The sequence below is a fragment of the Amycolatopsis sp. DG1A-15b genome (assembly GCF_030285645.1).
Taxonomy (GTDB): Bacteria; Actinomycetota; Actinomycetes; order Mycobacteriales; family Pseudonocardiaceae; genus Amycolatopsis.
Map to the genome: position 1 here is coordinate 9,735,306 of NZ_CP127296.1, position 24,207 is coordinate 9,759,512.

22 protein-coding genes and 1 pseudogene are annotated in these 24,207 nt (G+C 70.5%); 11 read left to right on the forward strand and 12 right to left on the reverse strand.

The genetic code is table 11. The features are described 5' to 3' along the window. The first annotated feature begins 19 nt into the window (after window positions 1–19). Window positions 20–409, forward strand: coding sequence for an effector-associated constant component EACC1 (locus tag QRY02_RS45285; protein WP_285988834.1), 390 nt, complete (start codon window positions 20–22; stop codon window positions 407–409). A 12-nt stretch (window positions 410–421) separates the two neighbouring features. Here the strand turns inward: QRY02_RS45285 and QRY02_RS45290 are convergent, their stop codons facing one another. Then, window positions 422–1,594 carry a macrolide family glycosyltransferase gene (locus QRY02_RS45290; RefSeq protein ID WP_285988835.1) on the reverse strand — a complete coding sequence of 391 codons (1,173 nt, stop codon included), beginning with the start codon at window positions 1,592–1,594 and terminating at the stop codon, window positions 422–424. 262 nt (window positions 1,595–1,856) lie between these two features. On the opposite strand from QRY02_RS45290, the gene QRY02_RS45295 reads away from it, so the two are divergent. From QRY02_RS45295 to QRY02_RS45320, 6 genes are all read left to right on the forward strand, one after another. Then, window positions 1,857–3,428 (forward strand): alpha/beta hydrolase, encoded by a 1,572-nt coding sequence (locus QRY02_RS45295; RefSeq protein ID WP_285988836.1) that lies wholly within the window; start codon window positions 1,857–1,859, stop codon window positions 3,426–3,428. A 152-nt stretch (window positions 3,429–3,580) separates the two neighbouring features. After that, the gene (locus QRY02_RS45300) at window positions 3,581–4,480 is read left to right on the forward strand and encodes an ABC transporter ATP-binding protein (protein ID WP_285988837.1); all 900 of its coding nucleotides are present in this window, start codon (window positions 3,581–3,583) and stop codon (window positions 4,478–4,480) included. After that, complete coding sequence (locus QRY02_RS45305; RefSeq protein WP_285988838.1) at window positions 4,477–5,208, forward strand: ABC transporter permease; 732 nt, start codon at window positions 4,477–4,479, stop codon at window positions 5,206–5,208. The genes QRY02_RS45300 and QRY02_RS45305 overlap by 4 nt, the downstream gene beginning before the upstream one ends. A gap of 159 nt (window positions 5,209–5,367) precedes the next feature. After that, complete coding sequence (locus QRY02_RS45310) at window positions 5,368–5,991, forward strand: hypothetical protein (protein WP_285988839.1); 624 nt, start codon at window positions 5,368–5,370, stop codon at window positions 5,989–5,991. Continuing rightward, window positions 5,988–6,299, forward strand: coding sequence for a transcriptional regulator (locus QRY02_RS45315; protein ID WP_285988840.1), 312 nt, complete (start codon window positions 5,988–5,990; stop codon window positions 6,297–6,299). Before QRY02_RS45310 ends, QRY02_RS45315 begins: the two co-directional genes overlap by 4 nt. Before the next feature lies 1 nt (window position 6,300). Further along, a complete protein-coding gene (locus QRY02_RS45320) occupies window positions 6,301–7,608 on the forward strand; it encodes a DNA polymerase IV (protein WP_285988841.1) in 1,308 nt (435 codons plus the stop codon). Window positions 7,609–7,611: 3 nt separating this feature from the next. Here the strand turns inward: QRY02_RS45320 and QRY02_RS45325 are convergent, their stop codons facing one another. The 6 genes and pseudogenes from QRY02_RS45325 to QRY02_RS45345 form a co-directional block, all read right to left on the reverse strand. Further along, window positions 7,612–8,688 (reverse strand): glycoside hydrolase family 88 protein, encoded by a 1,077-nt coding sequence (locus QRY02_RS45325; protein WP_285988842.1) that lies wholly within the window; start codon window positions 8,686–8,688, stop codon window positions 7,612–7,614. 67 nt (window positions 8,689–8,755) lie between these two features. Further along, window positions 8,756–9,424, reverse strand: coding sequence for a FadR/GntR family transcriptional regulator (locus QRY02_RS45330; RefSeq protein ID WP_285988843.1), 669 nt, complete (start codon window positions 9,422–9,424; stop codon window positions 8,756–8,758). 2 nt (window positions 9,425–9,426) lie between these two features. Then, the gene (locus QRY02_RS45335) at window positions 9,427–10,452 is read right to left on the reverse strand and encodes an ABC transporter permease (RefSeq protein WP_285988844.1); all 1,026 of its coding nucleotides are present in this window, start codon (window positions 10,450–10,452) and stop codon (window positions 9,427–9,429) included. Window positions 10,453–10,525: 73 nt separating this feature from the next. Next, window positions 10,526–11,446, reverse strand: a complete 921-nt coding sequence (locus tag QRY02_RS49010) for a sugar ABC transporter ATP-binding protein (RefSeq protein ID WP_502874304.1) — start codon at window positions 11,444–11,446, stop codon at window positions 10,526–10,528. Window positions 11,447–11,548: 102 nt separating this feature from the next. Then, window positions 11,549–12,019, reverse strand: a pseudogene (locus tag QRY02_RS49015) (ATP-binding cassette domain-containing protein); the annotation flags it as partial. Between the two features lie 108 nt (window positions 12,020–12,127). After that, window positions 12,128–13,102, reverse strand: coding sequence for a substrate-binding domain-containing protein (locus QRY02_RS45345; RefSeq protein WP_285988846.1), 975 nt, complete (start codon window positions 13,100–13,102; stop codon window positions 12,128–12,130). Between the two features lie 368 nt (window positions 13,103–13,470). Here QRY02_RS45345 and QRY02_RS45350 point away from each other — a divergent pair, with 368 nt between their 5' ends. Beyond that, on the forward strand, window positions 13,471–14,607 hold the full coding sequence (locus tag QRY02_RS45350) for a CapA family protein (RefSeq protein WP_285988847.1): 1,137 nt from the start codon (window positions 13,471–13,473) through the stop codon (window positions 14,605–14,607). Between the two features lie 152 nt (window positions 14,608–14,759). Here the strand turns inward: QRY02_RS45350 and QRY02_RS45355 are convergent, their stop codons facing one another. The 3 genes from QRY02_RS45355 to QRY02_RS45365 are packed head-to-tail and all read right to left on the reverse strand — an operon-like array spanning window position 14,760 to window position 18,570. Next, window positions 14,760–15,779 carry a family 2 encapsulin nanocompartment cargo protein polyprenyl transferase gene (locus QRY02_RS45355; RefSeq protein WP_285988848.1) on the reverse strand — a complete coding sequence of 340 codons (1,020 nt, stop codon included), beginning with the start codon at window positions 15,777–15,779 and terminating at the stop codon, window positions 14,760–14,762. After that, window positions 15,779–17,167, reverse strand: a complete 1,389-nt coding sequence (locus tag QRY02_RS45360; protein WP_285988849.1) for a family 2B encapsulin nanocompartment shell protein — start codon at window positions 17,165–17,167, stop codon at window positions 15,779–15,781. The genes QRY02_RS45355 and QRY02_RS45360 overlap by 1 nt, the downstream gene beginning before the upstream one ends. Continuing rightward, window positions 17,164–18,570, reverse strand: coding sequence for a family 2B encapsulin nanocompartment shell protein (locus QRY02_RS45365; RefSeq protein WP_285988850.1), 1,407 nt, complete (start codon window positions 18,568–18,570; stop codon window positions 17,164–17,166). Before QRY02_RS45365 ends, QRY02_RS45360 begins: the two co-directional genes overlap by 4 nt. A 486-nt stretch (window positions 18,571–19,056) precedes the next feature. Between QRY02_RS45365 and QRY02_RS45370 the strand changes: the two genes are divergently transcribed. Continuing rightward, on the forward strand, window positions 19,057–19,824 hold the full coding sequence (locus tag QRY02_RS45370) for a bestrophin-like domain (protein ID WP_285988851.1): 768 nt from the start codon (window positions 19,057–19,059) through the stop codon (window positions 19,822–19,824). Then, the gene (locus QRY02_RS45375) at window positions 19,821–21,113 is read left to right on the forward strand and encodes a DUF6923 family protein (protein WP_285988852.1); all 1,293 of its coding nucleotides are present in this window, start codon (window positions 19,821–19,823) and stop codon (window positions 21,111–21,113) included. The genes QRY02_RS45370 and QRY02_RS45375 overlap by 4 nt, the downstream gene beginning before the upstream one ends. A 6-nt stretch (window positions 21,114–21,119) precedes the next feature. Here QRY02_RS45375 and QRY02_RS45380 read toward each other — a convergent pair whose 3' ends face one another. Further along, a complete protein-coding gene (locus QRY02_RS45380) occupies window positions 21,120–22,136 on the reverse strand; it encodes an autoinducer 2 ABC transporter substrate-binding protein (protein WP_285988853.1) in 1,017 nt (338 codons plus the stop codon). Between the two features lie 260 nt (window positions 22,137–22,396). Between QRY02_RS45380 and QRY02_RS45385 the strand changes: the two genes are divergently transcribed. Continuing rightward, complete coding sequence (locus QRY02_RS45385) at window positions 22,397–22,852, forward strand: DUF4396 domain-containing protein (protein ID WP_285988854.1); 456 nt, start codon at window positions 22,397–22,399, stop codon at window positions 22,850–22,852. A gap of 39 nt (window positions 22,853–22,891) precedes the next feature. On the opposite strand, the gene QRY02_RS45390 is transcribed toward QRY02_RS45385, so the two are convergent. Beyond that, window positions 22,892–24,127 (reverse strand): glycoside hydrolase family protein, encoded by a 1,236-nt coding sequence (locus QRY02_RS45390; RefSeq protein WP_285988855.1) that lies wholly within the window; start codon window positions 24,125–24,127, stop codon window positions 22,892–22,894. Between the last annotated feature and the right edge of the window lie 80 nt (window positions 24,128–24,207).

Here is a 24,207-nt window from a genome sequence, read left to right on the forward strand (position 1 = left end):
CGGGCGCACCATGGCCCGCATGACCGAATCGGACACGCGGGCCCTGGTCCGGCTCGAGGCGGACGGCGAGGCGGACGCCGAAGAGCTCGACGTGCTGGCCCGCCGGCTGCGCGCCGAGCTGGGCGAACTGGACGTCGACCTGCTGCCGGTCCCGGGCGAGCTCCCACCGGGTGCGAAGGCCGCCGACCCGGTGACGATCGGCTCGCTGATGGTGGCCTTCAGCGCGGCCGGCGGCGTGTTCCCGGGGCTCGTCGAGACGCTGCGCGAGTGGCTGGGCCGCCAGGCGGGCAAGCACAAGATCAAGGTGACCATCGACGGCGACACGGTCGAGCTGGAGCGGGCGACCACGGCCGAACGCCAGCAGCTGATCGACGCCTTCGTCAGCCGGCACGCTCAGCCGGCCGGCTGACGAAGGTCGCCATCACTCCATAAAGGACTCCACGGTGTCGGCCGCGAAGGAAACCCCACCGTGACCGCGGATCTCCGTCTTCAGCTCCGCCAGCCGCGAAGCCACCGAAGCCGACGAGGACACCTCATCCACCGCTTCCCGCAGCGAGGAAACCGTCACCGAATCGGCCGGCAGGTGACGGCCCACCCCGAGTGCCTCCAGCTGGGCCGCGTTCCCGAACTGGTCCGCCGCCTGGGGGATCGCCACCGTCGGGACGCCGAACCACAACGCTTCGGTCGCGCCGCCCATCCCCGCGTGCGTGATGAACGCCGACGCCGCTTCCAGCACCGCCAGCTGGGGGACACTCTCGTACACCTCCACCGAGGCAGGCAGCGGTCCGAGGGAAGCAGGCGAGACGTGCTTTCCCAGAGACATCACGACGTGCCAGTCCGAAGCGAACGCGGCCACGCACGCCCGGTAGACGTCGAGCTGGTCGTTGAACGCCGTCCCGAACGACACCAGCAGCACCCGGCGGCCCGAGGTCGGCGGTGTCCACGACCGATCGGCCAACCGCACCGGGTCGAGGCACGGCCCGACGAACCGCACGTGCGGCCCCACCCGGTCCGCGTTCGGCTGCATCGCGCGCGGGATCAGCGAAAGGATCCGCGCCGGGTGCCCGAGCCACTCCCAGGGATCGGCCGAAACGCCGTGGGCCGAAAGCCACCGCGACAACGTGGCCGCGTAGTCCACACCGGACGGTGACGTCTTGATCGGACCCATCACCTCGGCCATGTCCTCGTCGTAGCCCTCCCACGCCACCAGCGTCGGCGACAGCTGGACCGCGGGCACGCCGTAGCGCGCACCCAGCAGGGGCGCGCCCAGCCCGCCGATGTCGTACAGCACCAGGTCGGGCCGGTCGTCATCGAACCGCGCGGTGAGCTGCGGGTGGATCGCGATGGCTTCGTCGAGGAAGACGCGCATGGCTTCGGCCGGCTCGTCCGGCCACACGGCCGCTTCGCCGAGCGGGAACGTCGTCGGGTGCTCGACGACCTCGGCACCCGTCGGGGCGACCAGCGACGCCAGCGGCGCGCCGACGACGTAGGACACCCGGTGGCCGCGGCGGACCAGCTCGCCGATCACGCCCAGCGACGGGTAGATGTGGCTCGGCGCGGTGCAGCCGACCATGACGATGTGTTTGCGCAGCATGGTGCTCCTTCAAGACGAAGAAAGAACAGACGGCGCGCAGGTGAAGGGACCCTCCCGGTAGGCGGGGAGTCCGGCGGTCACGCCGTCTCAGACGAGGCGGAGCCGGATGAAGAAGATCATGAACCCGACCGTACGGGATCCCGGATCGACCGCGCCACCCGATTTCCGCCTTTCGTAGGGCATTCGCGGTCAGGCCGTCCCGGCGGGCCCGGCCGGGACTAGGGTTCTCCCGCCCGAAGACGCAGGGGAAAGGGAGAAAACAGTGAGACGTGCCGTAATCGCCGCGGTGGCCGCCGCCGCGGCGGCGTCCGCGCTCGTGGCTGCACCGGCCGCGACCGCCGCGCCCGCCGCCCCCGCGGCGATCGCCTGGGGACCGTGCACCGATCCCACGCTGGTCGCCGCCGGCGCCGAATGCGGGTACCTGGGCGTGCCGCTCGACTACCGCAAGCCGGCCGGGGAGCAGGTCCAGCTCGCCGTCAGCCGCGTCAAGCACAAGGTTCCCGACGCGCAGTACCAGGGCGTCATGCTGACGAACCCCGGTGGCCCCGGCGGTTCCGGCCTGCTGCTGGCCACCCGCGGCCCGCGCGTGCCCAACCACGCCGGTGACGCCTACGACTGGGTCGGCTTCGACCCGCGCGGTGTCGGTGCCAGCAAGCCCGCGCTGAGCTGCGACCCGAACTACATGGACTACAACCGGCCGCAGTACGTGCCGTTCACCCCGCAGCTGGAGCGAACCTGGCTCGACCGCGCCAAGGGGTATGCCGAAGCCTGCGCGAAGAACAACTCGCGCGCCCTGCTGGAGAACATGAAGACGACCGACACGGTCAAGGACATGGACTCCATCCGCAAGGCGCTCGGCCAGCGGCAGCTGAACTTCTACGGCTACTCCTACGGCACCTACCTCGGCCAGGTGTACGGCTCGCTGTACCCGCAGAACGTCCGCCGGATGGTGCTCGACTCGACGGTCGACCCGCGCGGTGTCTGGTACGGCGACAACCTGAACCAGGACGTCGCGTTCGACAGGAACATCCTCATCTGGTTCGGCTGGCTCGCCCAGCACGACGACGTCTACCACCTCGGCAAGACCCAGGCCGCCGTGCAGCGGGTCGTCAACGAGCAGCTGCTCAAGACGTCCTTCAACCCGGCGGGCGGCGTGATCGGGCCGGACGAGATCCTCGACGTCATCCAGCAGGCCAGCTACTACCAGCTGCGGTGGACGCTGCTCGGCGACGCGCTGTCCCGGTTCGTCAACAAGGGTGACTGGCAGAACTGGAAGACGCTCTTCGAGGCCTTCGGCGGCCGTGGTGACGACAACGGCTACGCGGTGTACCTCGCCGTGCAGTGCACCGACGTCCAGTGGCCGCAGAGCTGGAACCAGTGGAAGCGCGACAACTGGCAGACCTTCGCCAAGGCGCCGTACTTCACCTGGCAGAACGCGTGGTTCAACGCACCCTGCCTGTACTGGCCGGCCAAGGCCGGGAAGCCGGCCAAGATCGACGGCCGCGGCGTGCAGAGCGTGCTGATGATCGACGAGACGCTCGACGCGGCGACGCCGTTCGAAGGCAGCCTCGAGGTCCGCAGCCGGTTCCCGGGCGCTTCGCTGATCGCGGAGCCGGGCGGCACCAGCCACGCGATCACCCCGCGGGGCAACGCGTGCGTCGACAACAAGATCGCGGACTACCTGGCGACGGGCGCGCTCCCGGCCCGCAAGCCGGGCCGCACGGCCGACGTCGAGTGCGCGCCGCTGCCCCAGCCGACGCCGCCGGCGCCGACGGCCGCCAAGGCCGACGTCGCGGCGACGCAGGGCCTGGTGGCTGGGCGGTTCGCCGGCTGACCTGCGGAAACTCCGGGAAACGGGGTGCCGGGCACACTGCCCGGCACCCCGTTTTCATGCTTTCCGACACGGGGGGCTTTGAGAGTACGTGGACTTTGTGTTACAAAGTGCGCAGCAACTTTGCGATTCAAAGTCCAGGAAAGGAGGACGCCATGACTGGGGGACCGGCGTTCGCACTGCACGGCCTCACCAAGCGGTTCGGGCAGGTCACGGCGGTCGGCGGGGTGTCCGTCGAGGTCGCGCGCGGCGAGGTCGTCGCGCTGCTCGGGCCGAACGGCGCGGGCAAGTCGACCACCGTCGACATGCTGCTCGGCCTGACCAAGCCGGACGCGGGGGAGGTCACCGTCGCCGGCGGCAGCCCACGCGAAGCCGTCGACCGGGGGCTCGTCGGCGCGATGATGCAGAACGGCGCGCTGCTGCCGGACGTCACGGTCGGCGAGATCGTCGGCCTGATCGTCTCGACGCACGAGAAGCCGCTGCCCGCCGAAGAGGTGATCGCCCGGGCCGGTCTCGAAAAGCTCGTCAAACGCCGCTGCGGCAAGCTGTCCGGCGGCGAACGCCAGCGCGTCCGGTTCGCGCTCGCCCTGGCCGGCGACCCGCAGGTGCTCGTGCTCGACGAGCCCACCGCGGCGATGGACGTCGACGGCAGGCGGGCGTTCTGGGCGGCCATCCGCGAGTTCGCCGCCGGCGGCCGGACCGTGCTGTTCGCGACCCACTACCTCGCCGAGGCCGAGGACTACGCCGACCGCGTGGTGCTGATGCGCCACGGCGTCGTCGTCGCCGACGGCCCGGTCGCCGAAGTCCGGGCCGCGGTGTCCGGCCGGGTGCTCAAGGCCGCCGTCCCGGGCGCCACCGAGGCCGAACTGGCGCACCTGCCGGGCGTCACCGGCGTCCAGCTGCGCGGCGGCCGCGCCGAGCTGGCCTGCGCCGACTCCGACGCCGCCATCCGCGCCCTGCTCGCGGCGCACCCCGAAGCATCCGACATCGAAATCACCGCGCTCGGTCTCGAAGAGGCCTTCCTGGCGCTGACCGCCGAGGAGGTCGCGGCGTGAACACGACGTACCTGAGCCTGGAGATCAAGCGGATCGTCCGCAGCCCGCAGTTCACCATCTTCACCATCGGCATGCCGGTGGCGATGTACCTGCTCTTCGGGGCCATCTTCGGCGACTACGTCCTGGACAACGGCCTGCACTCGAGCACGCAGACGATGATCGGCATGGCCGCGTACGGCGCCAGCGGCGGTGCCTTGTTCACCGGCACCCGGGTGGCGCAGGAACGCACGGACGGCTGGCAGCGCCAGCTCCGCCTGACGCCGATGCGGGGCGCCGGTTACCTTGTCGTCAAGGTCGCGTCGGCGATGGCTGTCGCCCTGCCGGTGCTGCTGGCGATCTTCTTCGTCGGCTTCCTGCGCGGGGAGCCGCTCACCATGGCCGAGTGGGGCAGGCAGCTGGTCTTCCTGTGGGCGGCCACCCTGCCGTTCGCCGTCCTCGGCCTGGCCATCGGCCTGTTCGGGAAGGGCGACACGGTCGGCGCGGTCACCGGCGCGCTGATGATGCCGCTCGGCATGCTCGGCGGGTTGTGGATCCCCCTGGAGATCCTGCCCGGCTGGATGGCGACGGTGGCGCACTTCGTGCCCACCTACTGGCTGCGCCGGGTGGGCCTCGATCCGTTGATCCACGCGTCGGGGACGTGGGTGGCGGTGCTCGTGCTCGCGGGCTGGCTGGTCATCCCCGCCCTGGTCGTGGTCCGCCGGTTCCGGCTGGACACGGCCCGGTTGTGAATGCGTGTTGCCGATCCGGCCAAAAGCAGGCCGACCTTCGAGCGGGAGGTGACCGTTGACACGCGCCGATGGGGCCGTGGCTGTGGTCGGATCGGCAGCAAATGGCACAGTAGCTTCCGTGCAGCGTTGAGGGGTCTGCACGGGAGGAGGGCGAACCAGGTGGAAGACGAGCCGATGTCGGCCGAGGAGTCGCTGAACCTGATCGCCCAGCAGCACCGGCGGACCCGCCGGGAACTGGGCGGGGGCCCGGCGCGGATGCTCGCCGCCTGGGCCCTCGCCTGGATCGTCGGCTGGGGCTTCACCTACGTCACGACGTTGCCCGGCGTGGGGGTGCCCGGCTGGGTCAGCGGCGGCATCGTCGTCCCGGTGCTGTTCCTCGGCGCCGTCGCCTACACGACCTACACCAGCATCCGCACCGGCCGCGGGATCCGCGGGCCGTCCCGCACGGTCGGGGCGATGTACGGCTACGGCTGGGCGCTCGGCTCGATCGGGCTGATGGTCGTCGACATCCGCATCACGAGTTTCCAGGCGCTGTCCACGGACCAGGTGTCGCTGCTGTGGACCGGCACGTGGCTGCTGTTCACCGGCGTGATGTACCTGGCGGGCGGCATGGTGTGGCAGGACAAGCTGATGTACGGCCTCGGCGCGTGGATGATCGTGTCGGCCGCGCTGAGCGTGCTGGTCGGCTACCCGGCGAACTTCCTCGTGCTCACCGTCTGCGGGGGCGGTGGCTTCCTGCTGGGCGCGATCGTCTACTTCGTCCGCGAGAAGACCGGCCGATGAGCGAACTGCCGCAGCTCGACCCGGTCATCCACGCCCAGGCGCGGCTGCGGGTCACGGTCGCGCTCGCCGGCCTGCGCGCCGGCGACCAGATCACCTTCCCGCGGCTGCAGCAGCTCCTGGACATGACGGCCGGCAACCTCTCGACGCACCTGCGCAAGCTCGAGGACGCCGAGTACGTCGAGATCACCAAGGCCTACGAGCACCGCACGCCGGTCACCCTGGTCCGGCTGACCGCGGCCGGGCGCGCGGCGTTCGAGAGCTACACCAAGGCGCTGCACCAGCTGCTGGACGCCACCGGCGGGGACTGACGTGGGCCGCTGGGTGATCCACCTCGACCTGGACGCCTTCTACGCGTCGGCCGAGCAGCTCACCCGCCCGACGCTGGCCGGGCGCCCGGTGCTCGTCGGCGGCACCGGGCCCCGCGGGGTCGTCGCCGGGGCGAGCTACGAGTCGCGGGTGTTCGGCATCCGCTCGGCGATGCCGATGTCGCAGGCGCGGCGGCTGCTGCCGGCGAACGGCGTGATCGTGCCACCGCGGTTCCGCGTCTACGAGCGGCTCAGCCAGGAGGTCTTCGCCGTCGTCACCGAGGTCGCGCCGGTGCTGGAGAAGATTTCCCTCGACGAAGCCTTCGCCGAACCGCCATCGCTGGTCGGCGCTTCCTTCGACGAGGTCACGGCCTTCTGCGCCGCGCTCCGGGCCCGGATCCGGTCGGAAACCGGCCTGGTGGCGTCGATCGGCGCCGGCAACGGCAAGCAGATCGCGAAGATCGCCTCCGACGAAGCCAAACCGGACGGGCTGCTGGTGGTGCCGCAGGGCACCGAACGGGAGTTCCTCGCCCCGCTGCCGGTGCGCGCGCTGTGGGGCATCGGCCCGGTCGCCGAGGGCAAGCTGCGGTTCATCGGCGTCCAGACGCTCGGGCAGCTGGCGGCACTGTCCGAACAGGACGCCGTGGCCACGCTCGGCGGCGTGGTCGGCCGCGACCTGCGGCGGCTCGCCACCGGCGCCGACGACCGCCCGGTGGCCGGCCGCGCCGAGACCAAGCAGGTCAGCGCCGAGACGACGTTCGACACCGACATCAAGGACTTGCCGACGTTGCGGGCGGAGGTCCGCCGGATCGCGGTGGGCGCGCACCAGCGGCTGCTGAAGGCCGGCCGGGTGGCGCGGACGGTGGTGATCAAGCTGCGGCACACGGACATGCACACGGTGACCCGTTCGGAGACGATCTCCGCGCCCACGGACGACCTGGCCGAGCTGGCGGCCACCGCGGAGCGGCTGCTGATCGACCCGGCGGAGTTCGGCGGCATCCGGCTGGCGGGCGTCGCCTACAGCGGCCTTTCGGTGCCCCACCAGGACGCGCTGTTCACCCTGGCCGCGCCTTCGGTGCCTTCGACGGTGGTGTCCACCGCGCCGACGCCGGTGGCAGCATCGCCGTCGGAGTGGCGCCAGGGCGACGACGTGGTCCACGAGGAGTTCGGCACGGGCTGGGTCCAGGGCGCGGGCCACGGCCGGGTGACGGTCCGCTTCGAGCACCGGTCATCGGGACCCGGCATCGCGCGAACGTTCCCCCAGTCGGACCCGGCCCTGACCCGCGGTGAACCCGGGGACTGCCTGGAGTAGGGCCTACTCCGCCGAGCAGCCCTGCAGCTTCGCGACTTCCTGGCCCGCCAGGAGGAACGCGCCGACGCCGTAGGCCGCGGTGTCCGTGGGCTTCGCCGTGGCCGGGCGGTCGCCCACCGGCTGGACGTAGCCCACCAGGCCACTCGGCTGCAGCGCCTTCGTCGACAGCGCCGTCCAGGCCTTGTCGACCACCGGGCGGAAGCGGCCCGGGTCGAGGACGCCCGCGGTGATGCCCCAGCCGAGGCCGAACGTGAAGAACGCCGTGCCGCTGGACTCCGGGCCGCCGTGGTCCCACGGGTTCAGCAGGTCGGAGTTCCAGAAGCCGTCACGCCGCTGGGCCAAAGCCAGCGTGGAAGCCATCTTCTTGAACACCCGCAGGTATTCCGGCCGCCGCGGGTCGTCGGCCGGCAGCACCTGCAGGACCTTCGTCAACGCCGCCAGGGCCCAGCCGTTGCCGCGCGACCAGAACACCCCGGTGCCCTTGAACCGCGCGTCGCGGTACCACAACCCGGTGAACTCGTTGAACAGCTTGTGCTCGGTGTACGAGAAGAGCGTTTGCATTGCGTCCGAATAGGACGGATCGTGGTCGATCAGGCTCATCCGCGCGAACGACGGCATCGCCATGTTCAGCGCGTCGACGTAGTTCCAGTAGTCGCGGTGCCCGGCCTGCACGGACGCCACCTCGTCGCGGATCCGCGTGCGAATCGAATCCAGGGGGATCTCCGGGTGGAAGTAGGTGTAGAGGTCCAGGTACGCCTCGCCGGCCGCCTGGTTGTCCGGGAAGAACGGCCGCTTCGGGTCCTCCGGCAGCAGATACTTGTTGGCCTGCGCCCAGGGGTAGGTCTTGTGGTTGGACTGGCCGGTGGTCCGGACCAGGGCCAGGTTGCCGACGTGGAACGTCGCGTTCTGCCAGTCCGGCGCGTCGAGGTTCGTCCCGTTGGCGACCCAGTAATTGCCCGCGGCCACCATTTCGTCGGAAATCGTGCAGGTCGCGGCGGTCGCCACCGGGGCCGTGAAGAGACTGCCCGCCAACGCCGTGGCCGCGAGCACGCCGAAACCGCGAATTCCCGGGAAACGCATGAAAGCGTCCTCCTCCACTCATGGCGGCGGTCGTCCGCAGCGAGTGAAGCGCCTCCCGGTGGACGTGTCAAGGTGCCGATGAGCGGTACGCCGCAACGGTTTCCAGCAACCGGCGGGCCGCCGACTCGGCGCCCTCGGCGTTCTTCGCCAGCACCAGCGTCAGCACCCGGGAATGCGCCACCAGCTCCATCGGCTCGCCGTTCGCCTTCAGCGCGGCGACCACGGGCACCTGTAGCTGCGCGATCAGCGTGTTGCCCGACGCCCGGATCAGTGCCGCGTGGAACCGCGAATCGGCGTCCCGGAACCCGTCGCCGTCGTCGCGCTCGACCGCGTCGGCCATCTGCGCGTAGGCCGTCGCCATCGCCGAAAGCTCGTCGGGACGCCGGTGCTGCGCGGCGATCCGCGCCGCCTGCGGTTCGATGGCCAGCCGCAGCTCCAGCAGCTCGCGCAGGTGCTCGCGGCCACCAGGAGCGCCGACGCGCCAGGCGATGATGTCCGGGTCGATCGCGTCCCACGCCTCGGGCGGCAGCGTCCAGGTCCCGACCCGCGGGCGCGCGGTGACCATGCCCTTGGACTCGAGCACGCGCAACGCCTCGCGCACCACCGTCCGGGACGCCGAGAACCGGCGGCCGAGCTCCTCGGGGACGAGCGGCTGCCCGTCCCCGAGGACGCCTTCGACGATGAGCCGGCCCAGTTCGCCGACGATTCGGGCGTGGAGGTTCCGCGGGGGGCCCACCGCTACTCGGGCAGGCCGACGCGCCGCTCCCCGCTGCGCAGCTGCTGCAGCACGACCGCGATCACCAGCAGGGCGCCGTGGGCGACGTTCTGCCAGAACGGGTTGATGCCCAGCCCGGACATGCCGTTGTCGAGCACGCCCAGGATGACCACCGCGAGCACGGTCGAAATGATCGACCCGCGCCCGCCCTTGAGCATCGTGCCGCCGAGCGCGGCGCCGGTGACGGCCTGCAGTTCCAGGCCCTCGGACCCGGACGTCGGCTGGCCGGACCCGGTGCGGGCGGTGATCAGCACGCCCGCGATCGCCGCGACCACGCCGACCAGCGCGTACACGCCGATGATGTACCGGTTGATGTTGATGCCGGCCAGCCGCGCGGCGGTGTCGTTGCCGCCGATGGCGTAGACGTTGCGGCCGATGTCGGTGTACTTGAGCAGGAAGTGCAGCAGCGCCGCGACGATCAGGAACACCCACACCAGTGACGGCAGGCCCGCGATCGCGCCCTTGGCCAGGAAGATGAACAGGTCGTCGCCACCGGTGTAGCCCTGCGCCTTGCCGTTGGAGATCACCTGCGCGATGCCCTTGTAGGTGGCGAGCATGGCCAGCGTCGCGACCACCGGGTTGACCCGGCCGAAGATGATGATCATGCCGTTGACCAGGCCGCAGAGGATGCCGACGCCGACCGCGGCGAGGATGCCGACCTCGGCGTTGCCGGTCGAGGTGAACACCATCGCCGAGATGACCGAGGCCAGCCCGGCCATCGAGCCGACCGAGATGTCCAGCGCGCCCAGGATGATCACCAGGGTCTGGACCAGGGCCAGTAGCCCCATGATGGTGATCGCGCTGCCGATCAGCAGCAGGTTGTTGGTGCGGAAGAAGTTCTCGTTCAGCACGCTCAGCAGGATCACCAGCGCGATCAGCGTGATGATCAGGCTCGAGTTCTGCACGCCGATGCCGGTCAGCACCCGGCGCGCGGCCGACGGCTGGGGCGGCGCGGCGGGGGCCGACGTTTCCTTCGTGGGGGTACTCATGCGCCGACCTCGCTGACGCTCAGCTCGGCCTGAGCGGCGAGCGCTGTGTTGAATGATTCGTTCGCAGGCTCACTCATGCGCCGATCTCCTGGGCTTCGTCCACGGCTGGTTCGGTTTCGGGGATGGCGAGGGTCAGCACGGCTTCCTCGGTCGCGTCTTCGCGGCTGATCTCGCCCGCCAGGCGCCCGGCCCGCATCACGAGGATGCGGTCGGCCAGCGTCAGCACCTCGGGCAGGTCGGAGGAGATGACCAGCAGCGCGATGCCTTCGGCGGCGAGGCCGTCGATGATCCGGTAGATCTCGGCCTTCGCGCCGACGTCGACCCCGCGCGTCGGCTCGTCGAGGATCAGCAGCTTCGGCCGCCGCGCGAGCCACCGCGCGAGGACGGCCTTCTGCTGGTTGCCGCCGGACAGCTTGCGGACTTCCTGCTCCATCGACGGCGTCCGCACGCGAAGCTCGCGTACGTACTCCTCGACGAGCGCGCGTTCCTTCGCCCGCTTCACGACCCGGAAGCGGCGAAGCCGGTCCAGGACGGCGATGGAGACGTTGTCCCGTACGGACCGCTGCATGAGCAACGCGTCCGTCTTGCGCTCTTCGGGCGCGAAGCCGATGCCCGCTTTCACGGCGTCACCCGGGTTGTGCGCGCGCAGCCGTTTGCCGCCGAGCTCCACGGTCCCGGACCGGATCGGCAGGTCGCCGACGATCGCCCGGGCCAGCTCGGAGCGTCCCGCGCCGACCAGCCCGGCCAGGCAGACCACCTCGCCCGCGCGGACCTGCAACGAGATGCCGGTGACGTCGTCGGTCGTGACGTCGGCCAGTTTCAGGACCACGTCACCGGTGTCCTGGGTGACACGGCGTTCCAGCGCCGACAGGTCACGGCCGATCATCATCCGGACCAGGCCGGCCTCGTCGGTCTCCGCGGCCTGCTGGACGCCGACGAGCTTCCCGTCGCGCAGCACGGCGACGCGGTCGGCGAGCTGGAAGATCTCCTTCATCCGGTGCGAGACGTAGACGACCGCGACGCCGCTGTCGCGCAGCCGTCCGATCAGCCGGAACAGCGCCTCGACTTCGTGTTCGGACAGCGACGACGTCGGCTCGTCGAACGCGATCACCCGCGGTGGCGTGGCGGCGGTGAGCACGCGCAGGATCTCGACGATCTGCCGCTGGGCGGCCGACAGCGCGACGCCGAGCGTCATCGGGTTGAGCACGCCTTCGAAGCCGTACTCGGCGAGCGCGTCCTGCGTCGCCTTCAGCAGCGTGCGGCGGCTGAACACCCGGGCCGTCGCGGGCAGTTCGCCGACGAAGACGTTCTCCGCCACGGAAACGTGCGGGATGATCTCGGGTTCCTGGTAGATCACGCGCACCCCGGCGGCCATCGCCGCGCGCGGGGTGTCGAACGCAACCTCGGTGCCGTCCAGGAGCAGCCGGCCCTCGTCCGGGCCCTGGTCACCGGACAGCACGCGCAGGAGCGTCGACTTGCCGGCGCCGTTCTCGCCCATCAGGGCCAGGACTTCGCCGGAGCGGAACTCCAGCGAGACGTCGTCGAGGGCGGTGACACCGGAGAAGCGCTTGCCGATGCCCTCGACGGCGAGCGCGGGAGGAGAGGCGGACATGTGCGGGCCCTTCGGCGGAGGAGGCCCGCGGGCGGTGCGGCCGGCACCGCCCGCGGACAGCGGTCAGGTGCAGTTGACGCCGGCCTGCTTGTAGTTGTCCTTGTTGACGATCGTGGTCTTGGCGATCGTCTCCGCGGGCAGCTCCTTGCCGTTCTTCACCTTGTCGACCAGCACCTGGATCGCCGAGCGGCCGACCTCGGCGCCGGAGATGTAGAGCGCGGCCTTGTTGCCGGTGTCCTTGTTCGCGGCCCAGTCCTTGCAGGTGAGGTACGCGCCGAGACCGACACCGATGATGTTGTTCGCCGCCACGCCGGAGTTGGCCAGCGCGGTCACGACCCCGGTCTCGTTCTCGTCGTTGCAGCCCCAGACGACCCAGTGCTTGACGCCCGGGTTGGAGCCGATCACGGCACCGGACCGGTTCTGCGCGTCGACGGGGGAGTTGTCGGTGCCGACGTCGATGACCTGGACGTCCGCGCCCGCGGCCTTGGCGAACGCCGACTTCGCGGCGTTGACGCGGTCGGTGCAGACGGTCAGGTCCTGCTTGAACGCGCTGATGATCTTCGTGTCGGCGGCGGTCCAGTTCGCGGCCTTGAACAGCTTCCCGGCCTCGGTGCCGACCGAGTCGCCCATCTGGCTGCCGTTGAAGCCGACGAACGGGGCCTTCGCGCCGGTGCCGTCCTTGATGACGTCGTCGGAGGCGATCAGCGGGATGCCCGCGCTCTTGGCCTTGTCGATCACCTGCGGGCCGATCGCCTGGTCCGGGACGACGATGGCGACACCGTTGGCGCCTTGGGCGACCGCGGCGTCCAGTTCGGTGATCGCCTTGTTGGCGTCCTGGCCGAGGTTGACGACCTTGAGCTCGACGCCGAGCTCCTTCGCCTTCTCCTGCGCGCCCTGCGCCTGCTCGACGAAGTACTGCTGGTCGCCCTGTTTCTGCAGGTAGTACAGGGTGACCTTGCCATTGGTGGGCGCCTGCTGCTGCGGTGCCGCGGTGTCTTTGCCCGAAGAGCAGGAGGCCAGCAGAGCGCCAGAAATCAAACAACAACCAACAACGCTCCAGGTGCGAAACCTGTGCGGGTATGTGGACATCGAGAGCTCCCATGGGGGCCGAGGTCGGGTGGGTCGGGTCGAGTTCGCGAAGTGACTCGTATTACAAAACACCCTTTCGAGGAGCGTCAAGGCGGAGTTAGCGGAGCGAGACCTACTCTGCGTAGTTTCTTGATCACCTCAGCAAGGGTGATTTATCGTATTTTTTCCGCCCTGGGCTGCACGTTGTCCGGTTTTGTCTCGTGGCGATGTTCTGATCGGTGTTGTCGACTGTGGTGGAAGTTTCACGCGACCCCGGGACGCCGTCTCTGCCGGATTCGCCCGGCTGGCAGGATGGCCGGACCACGTTAGGGGGACCGATGACGAAGCACCGCGTCGCCGCGCTCGCCGGGGTCGCCGTCCTGGCGGCGGCGTGCAGCAGTCCGCCGCAGCAGCAGGGGCCGGCGCCGACGCCCTTTCCCGAGGCGGCCGCTTCTTCTTCCGCGGGAGCCGCCGCCCCCGAGGGGTCGTTCAGCGTCGTCGCCACCGGGGACGTCCTGATCCACCCGGCGCTGACCGAGCAGGCCGAGGCCGACGGCGGCGGGAAGATCGACTACCGGCCGCTGCTGGCCGGGATCAAGCCGCTGATCTCCGGCGCCGACCTCGGCATCTGCCACCTCGAGACGCCGCTGGCGCCGGAGGGCGGCCCGTACAGCGGCTACCCGTCGTTCAGCGCACCGCCGGAGATCGCCGACGCGATCAAGGACACCGGCTACGACACCTGCTCGACGTCGTCCAACCACACGATCGACCAAGGCGCCGAGGGCGTCACCCGGACCCTCGACAAGCTCGACGGCATCGGCGTCAAGCACACCGGCTCGGCGCGGTCGGCGGGCGAGGCCGCGAAGCCGCTGATCCTCGACGTCCACGGCGTCAAGGTCGCCCAGGTGTCGTACGCGTTCGGCTTCAACGGCATCAAGGTGCCCGCCGGGAAACCGTGGCTGGCCAACCAGATCGACGTCGACGACGTCCTCGCCGCCGCGCGCAAGGCGAAGCAGGCCGGGGCGCAGGTCGTGATCGCGAGCCTGCACTGGGGCGTCGAGTACCAGCACGAGCCGACGGCCGAACAGGGGTCGCAGGCGAAGAAGATCCTGGCGTCGGACGACATCGACCTGATCGTCGGCCACCACGCCCACGTGGTCCAGCCGTTCGAGAAGATCGGCGACAAGTGGGTGGCCTACGGCCTCGGCAACAGCGTCGCCCGCCACTCCGAACCGAAGGGCGACACGGAGGAAGGCGCGGCGGCCCGCTTCCGCTTCGTCCGCGACGGCGACCGCTGGAAGGTCGACAAGGCCGAGTACATCCCGACCCTGATCCGGCTGGAAGCTCCGATCCGCCTGATCGACTTGTCGACATCACCGCCGTCTCCCCAGGTCACCAAGGCCCTCCAGGACACAGACAAGAACATCCTGAGCCTCGGCGCCGCCAAGTCCGGCCTCACCCGCCCCGGCAAGTAATTGTGATCAGCAGGTCGACACGCGTGATTGAGAAGCCGGCACGCGTGATTGAAGGGTCGACACGGCCGCACCGGCTGGCCCGCGGTGTGTCGACCCTCCAATCACGTGAGTTGGCGTTCTGATCACGCGAGTTGGCGCTTCCATCACGGGGTTCAGTGGGTTCGGGTGGTGATGAGGCGGGCCAGGGAGGCGAGCTCGGCGGTGGCGCGGGAAGGCGGGCCGGTTGCGGCGAGGTCTCGCAGGGCCTTGGCCAGCAACGCCTCCGCCTGGGCCTGGCTCCACTGGCGTCCGCCCGCGGCCTCGACGAGGGAAGCCGCGCGGGCCAGCGCGATCTCGTCCAGGGGGTCGTGCCGGGCGTAGAGGGTGGCGAGGTCGGCGCCGGCTGGCGTGCCCGAAGACAGGGCCGTCACCACCGGCAGTGACTTCTTGCGGTTCTGGAGGTCCGAATACACCGGCTTGCCGGTGACGGCCGGATCGCCCCAGATGCCGAGCAGGTCGTCGACGTGCTGGAACGCCAGGCCCACCGCCCGGCCGAACGCGCCGAAGCGGTCCGCGCCTGCCGGTCCGGACGCCGCCCCGAGCGTGCACGCCGCGCCCAGCAGGGCCGCCGTCTTGCCCTCCGCCATCCGGACGCACTCGCCGGGGGTGACGTCGTCGCGTTGCTCGAAGTCCAGGTCCGCGGCCTGCCCTTCGAGCAGGGCCAGCGTCGCCGCCGACAGCACCTTCGCGTTCGCCGCCCCGCTCGGCGCCAGCACCTCGAACGCCAGGCTCAGCAACGCGTCCCCGGCCAGCACGGCCGGCCCGGTGCCGAACACCGTCCACGCCGTCGCGCGGTGCCGCCGGGTGGTGTCGCCGTCCATGACGTCGTCGTGCAGCAGCGAGAAGTTGTGCACCAGCTCGACCGCGACGGCGGCCGGCACGGCGTCGGCCGCTTCCCCGCCCGCGGCTTCGGCGCACAGCAACGCCAACGCCGGCCGCAGTGCCTTGCCGCCGTCGGTGGCCGCCGGCCGCCCGTGGGCGTCCTGCCAGCCGAAGTGGTAGGCGGCGATCCGCCGCATCGCCTCCGGCAGGCGTTCGGCGGCCGCCCGCAACGCCGGGTCGACGAGCCCCTTGCTCCACGCGAGGACGTCGGCGAGCGGACGGGCCGCGGTGCGCGTGTTCATGGTGGTCATCAGCGACCGACCTGGACGTCGTCGAGAGCGCCGAGGGCGTCGGGGACGAGGACGGCGGCGGAGTGGTAGGCGCTGACGAGGTAGGAGGTGATGGCTTGGTCGTTGGTGTTCATGTTGCGGACGTTCAGTCCGGGTTGGTACTCGTCGGGCAGCGATTTCGGGCGGAGGGCGATGACGCCGGCGTCGTCTTCGCCGGTGCGCATGGCGAGGATCGAGGTGGTGCCGGAGGGGCTGATCGGGATCTTGTCGCAGGGCAGGATCGGGACGCCACGCCAGGCGGTGACGGGTTTGCCGTCGAGGACGGTGGTGTCGGGGTAGATGCGGCGGCTGGTGCATTCGCGGCCGAAGGCGGCGATCGCCTGGGGGTGGGCGAGGAAGAAGCGGGTTTTGCGGCGCCGGCTGAGCAGGTCGTCGAGGTCGAGCGGGGTGGGTGGGCCGGTGCGCGTGGTGATGCGCTGTTTGAGGTCGGTGTTGTGCAGCAGCCCGAAGTCGGTGTTGTTGACCAGTTCGTGTTCTTGCCGTTCCCGCAACGCTTCCACGGTCAGGCGCAGCTGTTGTTCGAGCTGGTTCATCGGCTGGTTGTAGAGGTCGGCGACGCGGTTGTGGACCCGCAGGACGGTCTGGGCCACGGCCAGATCGTATTCGCGGGGCGAAGGATCGTAGTCGACGTAGGTGCCGGGCAACAGCGGTTCGCCGTCGTGACCGGCAGCCAGGTCGATCGCGGCTTCCCCCTTGGCGTTCTGGGGTTTCCGTGGCCGTGACAGCGCTTCCGCGACATGGGTGCGGAGCGCCTCGGATCGGCCGTTGAGACGCGCGTAAACCGCGGCGGGCAGGACGAGGGCGGTGACGCGGGTGGCGGCGCGGGCGGTGAAGGTCCAGGTGCCGGGGTCGGGGGCGAGGAGTTCTTCGCCGAAGTGGTCGCCGTCGGTGGCGGCGCCGAGGAGGAGGTCGTCGCCGTAGGGGCCGGTGCCGTGGCGGGTGACTTTGCCGTGGGCGAGGAGGACGAGCGCGTCCCGTGGCGAGCCGGCGGTGAAGAGCGTGTCGCCGGGTTCGTACTCGCGTTGCTCGAAGGCGTCCGCCAACGCACCCAGGGCTGTTTCGTCGCCGAAGCCGCGCAGCACGGCGAGTTCCGTGAGTTCGGCGGGGACGACGTGGACGCGGGCGCCGGTGTTGTAGAAGGAGAGCTTGCCGTCGCCGAGGGTGTAGGTGAGGCGCCGGTTGACGCGGTAGGAGCCGGCGGGGACTTCGACCCAGGGGAGCTGGGACAGCAGCCAGCGGGTGGTGATGCCGCGCATCTGCGGCAGCGTTTTGGTGGTGGTGGTCAGTGTCCGTGCCGCGCGAACGCTCAGCGACAGCTGCACCGACGCCGTTTCTTCGGTGACGGTCACGACGTTTCCCGGCCGATTTCGGCGCTTTCGAGGACGGCGAGGGCGTCGGGGACGAGGACGGCGGCGGAGTAGTAGGCGGAGACGAGGTAGGAGATGATGGCTTGTTCGTTGATGCCCATGAATCGGACGTTGAGTCCGGGTTGGTATTCGTCGGGGAGTCCGGTTTGGTGGAGGCCGACGACGCCTTGGCTTTGTTCGCCGGTGCGCATGAGGAGGATGGAGCTGGTGCGGGTGTCGGTGACGGGGATTTTGTTGCAGGGGAGGATGGGGATGCCGCGCCAGGAGGGGACTTGGTGGCCGGCGAGGTCGACGCTGGTGGGGTAGAGGCCGGCTTTGGTGCATTCGCGGCCGAAGGCGGCGATGGTTTTGGGGTGGGCGAGGAAGAAGCTGGGGTCTTTCCAGACGAGGGTGAGCAGGTGGTCGAGGTCGTCGGGGGTGGGTGGGCCGGTGCGGGTGGGGATGCGCTGGGCGAAGTCGGTGTTGTGGAGGAGCCCGAAGTCGGTGTTGTTGATGAGTTCGTGTTCTTGGCGTTCGCGTAGGGCTTCCACGGTCAGCCGTAGTTGTTGTTCGATTTGGTTCATGGGCTGGTTGTAGAGGTCGGCGACGCGGGAGTGGACGCGTAGCACGGTTTGGGCGACCGACAGTTCGTATTCGCGGGGGTTGGCTTCGTAGTCGACGAAGGTGGCGGGGAGGGTGGGTTCGCCGTCGTGGCCGGAGGCGAGGGTGATTTCGGCTTCGCCGTGGTCGTTGCTGGCGGTGGTGCCGCGGGCGCGGTAGTCGGCGAGGTGGGCTTGCAGGGCGGGGGAGCGGGTGAGGATGTCGTCGAAGGCGGTGCGGGGGAGGGACAGGACGGTGCAGGTGGTGACGGCTTTGGCGGTGAATTCCCAGATGCCGTCGGGGTCGAGGAGGGTGGTTTCGCCGAAGTGGTCGCCGTCGGCGAGGGTGGCGAGGGTGACTTGGTCGCCGTAGGCGCCGGTGCCGATTTTGGTGATTTTGCCGTGGGCGAGGAGGAAGACCTGGTCGGCGGGGGAGCCGAATTCGACGAGGGCGTCGCCGGGGGCGTATTCGTGTTGGGTGAAGCGGTCGGCGAGTTCGGTGAGGGTGTCGTCGTCGTCGAAGCCGCGCAGGGGGGCGAGTTCGCCGAGTTCGGGGGGGATGACGCGGACGTGGGCGCCGGTGGTGGTGAAGGTGACGCGGCCGTCGCCGACGGCGTAGGAGAGGCGGCGGTTGACGCGGTAGGACCCGGCTGCGACTTCGACCCAGGGGAGGAGTTTGAGCAGCCAGCGGGAGGAGATGCCCTGCATCTGGGGGACGGATTTGGTGGTGGTGGCCAGTGTCCGGGCCGCTGCCCGTCCCAGGCTCGACGGGGCCTGCTCGGATTCCACCGGGTCGGTGACAGTCACAACGAGGACCACCCAATCATTCGCGTTCGGCACGTACGGCGTCCCAGCAGGCACGCCGGTCATGATCTTTTGTCGCTGATATCCGCCTGGTTTTGCGGCTCCGCCGAATCAACATAGCAACGGCGTCCGGTCGCACAATGACACGATCGGGGTCACCGGCGAAAACCACGTGTTCGACGTGGGTGGGTTTCGGATGGCGTCCCGCGGAGGGCCGGTCCGGACGTGGTGACTGCCTGTTCCTGGCTGTCACCCGGTCGGGAAGGTCCAGCTCCGCAGCGGTCCACCATGATCGCCGTGTGAAACGGAGAAAGCGTCCCGGTGTCCGGTAACTGCGCCGAACCGGCGACGAGAGCGGATTTTTGCGGCCACTCGGATGAATTCCGCCGTTGCTGTTGTCGGCCCGTAAATGGATGACTAACTTGGGCGGTCCCGGCCGTGGAATGTGTCGGGCAGTGCTTCCCGCGCTTCGCGGGCGAAAGGACCCGGATGAACATCTTCGTGGCCGGCAGTCTCTGGGTGGCCGGTGCGGCCGGCGTCGGCGGCCTGATCGCCTACCTGGTCCGCCGGTTCGGCCGGGACGACGAAGGCAGGCCCGGCAACAACGACGCGGCCGGTCAGGTGTTCACCATCGTCGGCGGGCTGCACGCGGTCCTGGTCGCCTTCGTCCTCATCTCGCTGTACGACTCGGTCGGCACCGTGGGCCAGAACGCGCAGGCCGAAGCCGACGGCCTGGTCGCCGCCACCTGGGCGGCCGACGCGCTGCCCGAGGTCACGAAGGACCGCGTGCACCAGCTCGCCTCGGCCTACGCGCGCACGGTCGAGGAGCAGGAGTGGCCGCGCCTGGCCGACGGCGGCGACGTACCCGCCACGGGTGCTTCGCAGCTTGACCAGATGCGCCAGGCGGTGTCGGAAGCCCCGGCCGACGACGACTGGCTGCTGGACCGCAAGACCGAGGCGAGCAACCAGCTCTGGTCGGTCTACCAGGCCCGGCAGCAGCGGCTGTCCCACTCCGGCGCCGGCGGGGTCGGCGCGGTCGTCTGGTTCGCGCTGATCCTCGGCAGCCTGATCACGGCCATCCTGCTGCCCAACCTGTTCGGCGGCACGCGGCTGGCCGCGCACGTCGTCATCGTGTCCACCCTGGCCGGCACGATCACGTTGCTGCTGTTCGCGATCTACCAGCTGCAGAACCCGTTCAGCGGCGGTGTCAGCGTGCCCCCCGAGGCGTTCACCTCCGCGCTGGCCAGGCTGGCTTGACCGGCACGCGGGCCCGCTGGGCGGCGGCGTTCGGCGTGGCCGCGGCCGTCTCGGCGCTGCTGGCGGCGTCGGGCTGGCTCGCGCCCCCCGCGTCCCGCCTCGCGGTGGCGCGGGAGCCGGCCGGCTGCACGGTCCTGCAGGCGGAGAACGAACGCAGCGGCGCGCCGACGACGCTGCGGCTGCTGTCGCTGCCCGGCGGTGTCACGCGGCGGGTGAGCCAGGCCGGGTACTGGATCAACGCGATGGGCTACTCCGCGGCGCAGCACGTGGTCTACGGCGTCGCCGACGGCACCCGCGCCGGCCGGTACCACGGCGCGCACGCGGTGCGGATCGACGCCGCCGGCGTGGTCACCGACCTGGGCGTGATCGGCCGGGCCGGCGCGCCGAAACCGGCGTGGAGCCCGGTCACCGGGGCCACCGCGGGCGCGATCGACGGCGACCGCTGGTACGTCCGGCAGGGCAGTGATCTGTACACAGTGGACATCAACCCGGCGGGCGCGGACTACGTGCGGGTGGTGCACCGGACGTCGCTGCGGCCGGTGTCGCTCGCCGTCGGCGTCGACGACTTCGCCTTCGACCCGGCGGACGGGCTCCTCTACGGCGTCTCGGCGACTTCGCGCGGGGACAGCTCGGTGGTCACCCTCGACCCGTCGAGCGGGAAGGTCGCGGTGGTGCCCGGGCTCCGGTTCCCCGACGGCGGCGCGTACGGGGCGGTCGTGCTCGCCCCCGGCGCGATCTACGCCACGGCCAACCAGGCCGGCCGGCGCAGCGTCATGTTCCGCCTGCCGCGTGACGGCTCGGGTCAGGCCACGGCGGTCGCGACCGGGCCACCCCTGGTGAGCGGAGACGCGGCCGGCTGCCTCGCCGAGCCGGCGGCACGCCCGCCGACGACGTCACCCCCGCCGACGACGCCCCCGGGGCAGTCGTCACCACCACCGACGACGCCGCCGGGGCAGTCGTCGGAGCCGCCGCCCCGGACCGAGACGCCGTCACCTGAGCCGTCGCCGGAGCCGCCCCCGCCGCCACCAGTGGAGCAGCCCGTCGTCCTGCCCCCGGCCCCGGTGCCGGCGCCCACGCCACCGCCGGTGGTCACGCCCACGCCGGCCACCCCGGCTCCGCCGCCCCCGCCGCCGCCGACGACGTCCCACGCGCGTACGGAGAAGAAGACCGAGCCGGTGGCCCAGGACACCGGACGGCGGACGGCGGAGAAACGCCGCTGGGGCCTGACGGCGCTGATCCTCGTGCTCGGCGGGGGTGCGGCGGTCGGCCACGTGCGCCGGCACCGGTGAGCCCGGTCAGTACTTGAACTGGTCGACGTTGTCGGCGGTGATGAGCAGCGGGTCGCCCAGCAGGACGGTCTTCGCCGCGGCGTCGTACTTCACCGCCGGCAGCTCCAGACTCACCTTGTTCACCGGGCTCAGGGGCTTGCCGTCGGCGACCTGCTTCGCCGTCCACGCGGTCAGGTAGCCCAGCGACTCGACGTTCCACAGCACCGACTGCGAGCACGAGCCCTTGAGCAGGAACGGCTTGATGGCCTGCGGCGTCCCGACGCCGACGGTGAACACCCGGCCGATCTTCTGCTCGTCATCGACGGCCTTCGCGACGCCGGGCGCGGACGTCGTGCACTCGCCGATCAGCCCGGTCAGGCCCGGGTGGGCGGCCATGAGCTGCTTGGCCAGCGCCGTCGCGGTGTTTTCGTCTTCGCCCGCGTACACGGTGTCGACGAGCTCCGCCTTCGGGTAGCGCGTGGCCGCGTAGTCCTTCTGGACGGCGATCCACGAGTTGAGGTTCGCCGCGGCCGGGCCGCAGGAGACGATCGCGTACTGGCCGGTGCCGCCGGTCTTGGCCATCAGCGCGTCGACGAGCGCGGTGCCGATGCCCTGCGCGCTGGCCTGGTTGACGAACACCTCGCGCTGCGTGCCCGGCGCGTCGGTGTCGGAGGTGAGCACGTGGATGCCCTTCGCCCTGGCCTCGGCGATCACGCCGGCGAGCGCGGCCGGGTCGTTCGGGGCCACGACGATGACGTCGACCTTCTTCGCGATCAGCTCGCGCAGGATCGTCACTTGCGCGGCCGGGTCCACGGTCTCCGGCCCGGTCGAGTGCCACACCACGCCCAGCTGTTTCGCCGCCTCCAAGCCGCCGTTGTTCATGGCGTCGAAGTACGGGATGTCGCGGACCTTGGGCACGAACTCGATCCGGGTCGGCGGCGGCGCGGGCGGGCTGCCCAGCTGGTCCGAGCAGCCTCCGAGCGCGAGCGCCGCCACCAGCGGCAACGTCGCGACCCGCCGGAAGGTCTTCGTCGGCCCTCGCATCTCCACCCGTTCCTCAGGCAATTCGATCGGTTCGATGGGTCTGCGCATGGTGGAGACCAAGGGCGAACGTAGGGCCCCGGGTAACTGTGGTCAACGGGATGTGCGCAAAGGGTTACGGAAGTGAGTTCTGTCTCGGGTGTCGTCGGAGGTGGATGCCCTGGTCGGCCGCCTTCGGTCACGCTCGGTAGCAACGCAGCTCGCCTCGGTGGCGTGACCGGTGGAACGTGCGTTCATTACCCCCTGGGGGTATATTGCGGGGCATGAACGAACAGCACGGGGCTTCGTGGGCGACGGCGATCCAGGCGACTCTGCACTGCCTGACCGGCTGTGCCATCGGTGAGGTGCTCGGCATGGTGCTGGGCACGGCGTTCGGCCTGCACAACGCGGCGACTGTGGTCCTCTCGATCGTGCTCGCCTTCGTCTTCGGGTACGGCCTGACCATGCGGGGCGTCCTGAAGTCGGGGCTCGGCGCGGCGGCGGCGTTCAAGGTCGCGCTGGCCGCGGACACCGTGTCGATCGCCGTGATGGAGCTGATCGACAACACCGTGGTCGTGGCGATTCCCGGGGCGATGGACGCCGGGCTGGCCAGCCTGCTCTTCTGGCTGGCACTGGCGCTTTCGCTGGCGATCGCGTTCGTCGTCACGGTGCCGGTCAACAAGTGGATGATCGGGCGCGGCCTCGGCCACGCCAAGGTGCACGCGCACCACCACCACTGAACAACGCGTCCGGGGAGGTGGCGGCCTCCCCGGGCGCCGCTACACGCTCGAAAGGTCGATCGCGCGGTCCACCTTGCGCCGGTCGAGCACCCGCAGGATGCCTTCCAGCAGGTAGTAGTCGGCGTAGGGGAGCGACACCTCGACGCCGTCCTCGGCCGGCCGGTTGCGGGTGCAGCGCGCGACGCTCGCCTCGGCGCGGGCCGACTTCGTGGTCAGGCACGTCCGCGCCACCGCGGTGAGGATCCGCAGCGCGCTTTCCCGGTAGTGCGGGCGGTGCGTGAGTTCCGCGAGGTCCAGCAGGCCGCACGCCATGATCACGCCGGCGGAGGCGTCCTTGACGTCGTTCGGCGCCTGCGGGGCCAGGTAGTCCCACACCGGCACGTGGTCGGGCGTCAGCCGGGACAGCGCGAAGTCCGCGAGCCGCCGGGCCGTGGCCAGGAACTCCGGGTCCCCGGTGCGCCGGTGGATGGTCGTGAACCCGTAGACGCCCCAGGCCTGCCCGCGCGACCAGCACGACGTCGGGCTGTAGCCCTGCACCGTGTTCGGCCCGATCGGCGCGCCGGTGACCGGGTCGAAGTCGAACACGTGCGGCGTCGACCCGTCGGGGCGCAGGAAGTTCCGCTGCGCCGTCTTCGCGTGCGCGACGGCGATCTCGAGGTACTTCGGGTCCCCGGTCTGCTTGCTCGCGAACGCCAGGAGGTCGAGGTTCATCATCGTGTCCATGATGACGCGGCCGGCGTTGTTCGGGTCGCTGAGCGCGCCCCAGGCGCGGATGAACCGGCCCGCCGGGTTGTACCGCTTGATCAGCGACGACGCGGCCTGCACCGCGCCCGCCTTCCACTTCTCGTCGCCGGTGAGCCGCCACGCGGTCACCCAGGAGGGGGAGAAGAGGAAGCCGAGGTCGTGCGTGCCCGTGTCGTTCTGGCGCGGCGCGAGTTTATCGGCGGAAGCCAGCGCGAGGGTTTTGAATTGTTCCTCGCCGCTGTGCAGCCAGGCCAGCCACAACTGGCCGGGCCAGAATCCGCCGACCCAGTCGCCGTTCTGCGAATAGGTCCATTTCTCGAACTTCGTGCCGACCGGAAACGCGGTGACGCCGGGAGCCAACGCGCGGAGCTTGGCCACCGCGTAATCGGCCGCTTGGCGGAGCGTCCGGGTGGCCGAGGCCAGGTCGGGGTGGTCGGGGGTGGCCGCGGAAGCGGCCGTGGAGGTGCTGGCGCCCACCGCCACCGCGGCGCCGGCCGCGGTGGTCAGCAGGGTTCTCCGGGAAACGCTCACAGGTGCCCGCCATTCCGTGATTCCGTGGGGAGGAGAGTGCCCGGAATTTTTGCACGCCCGGCGGGCGGTTGTACACCCGG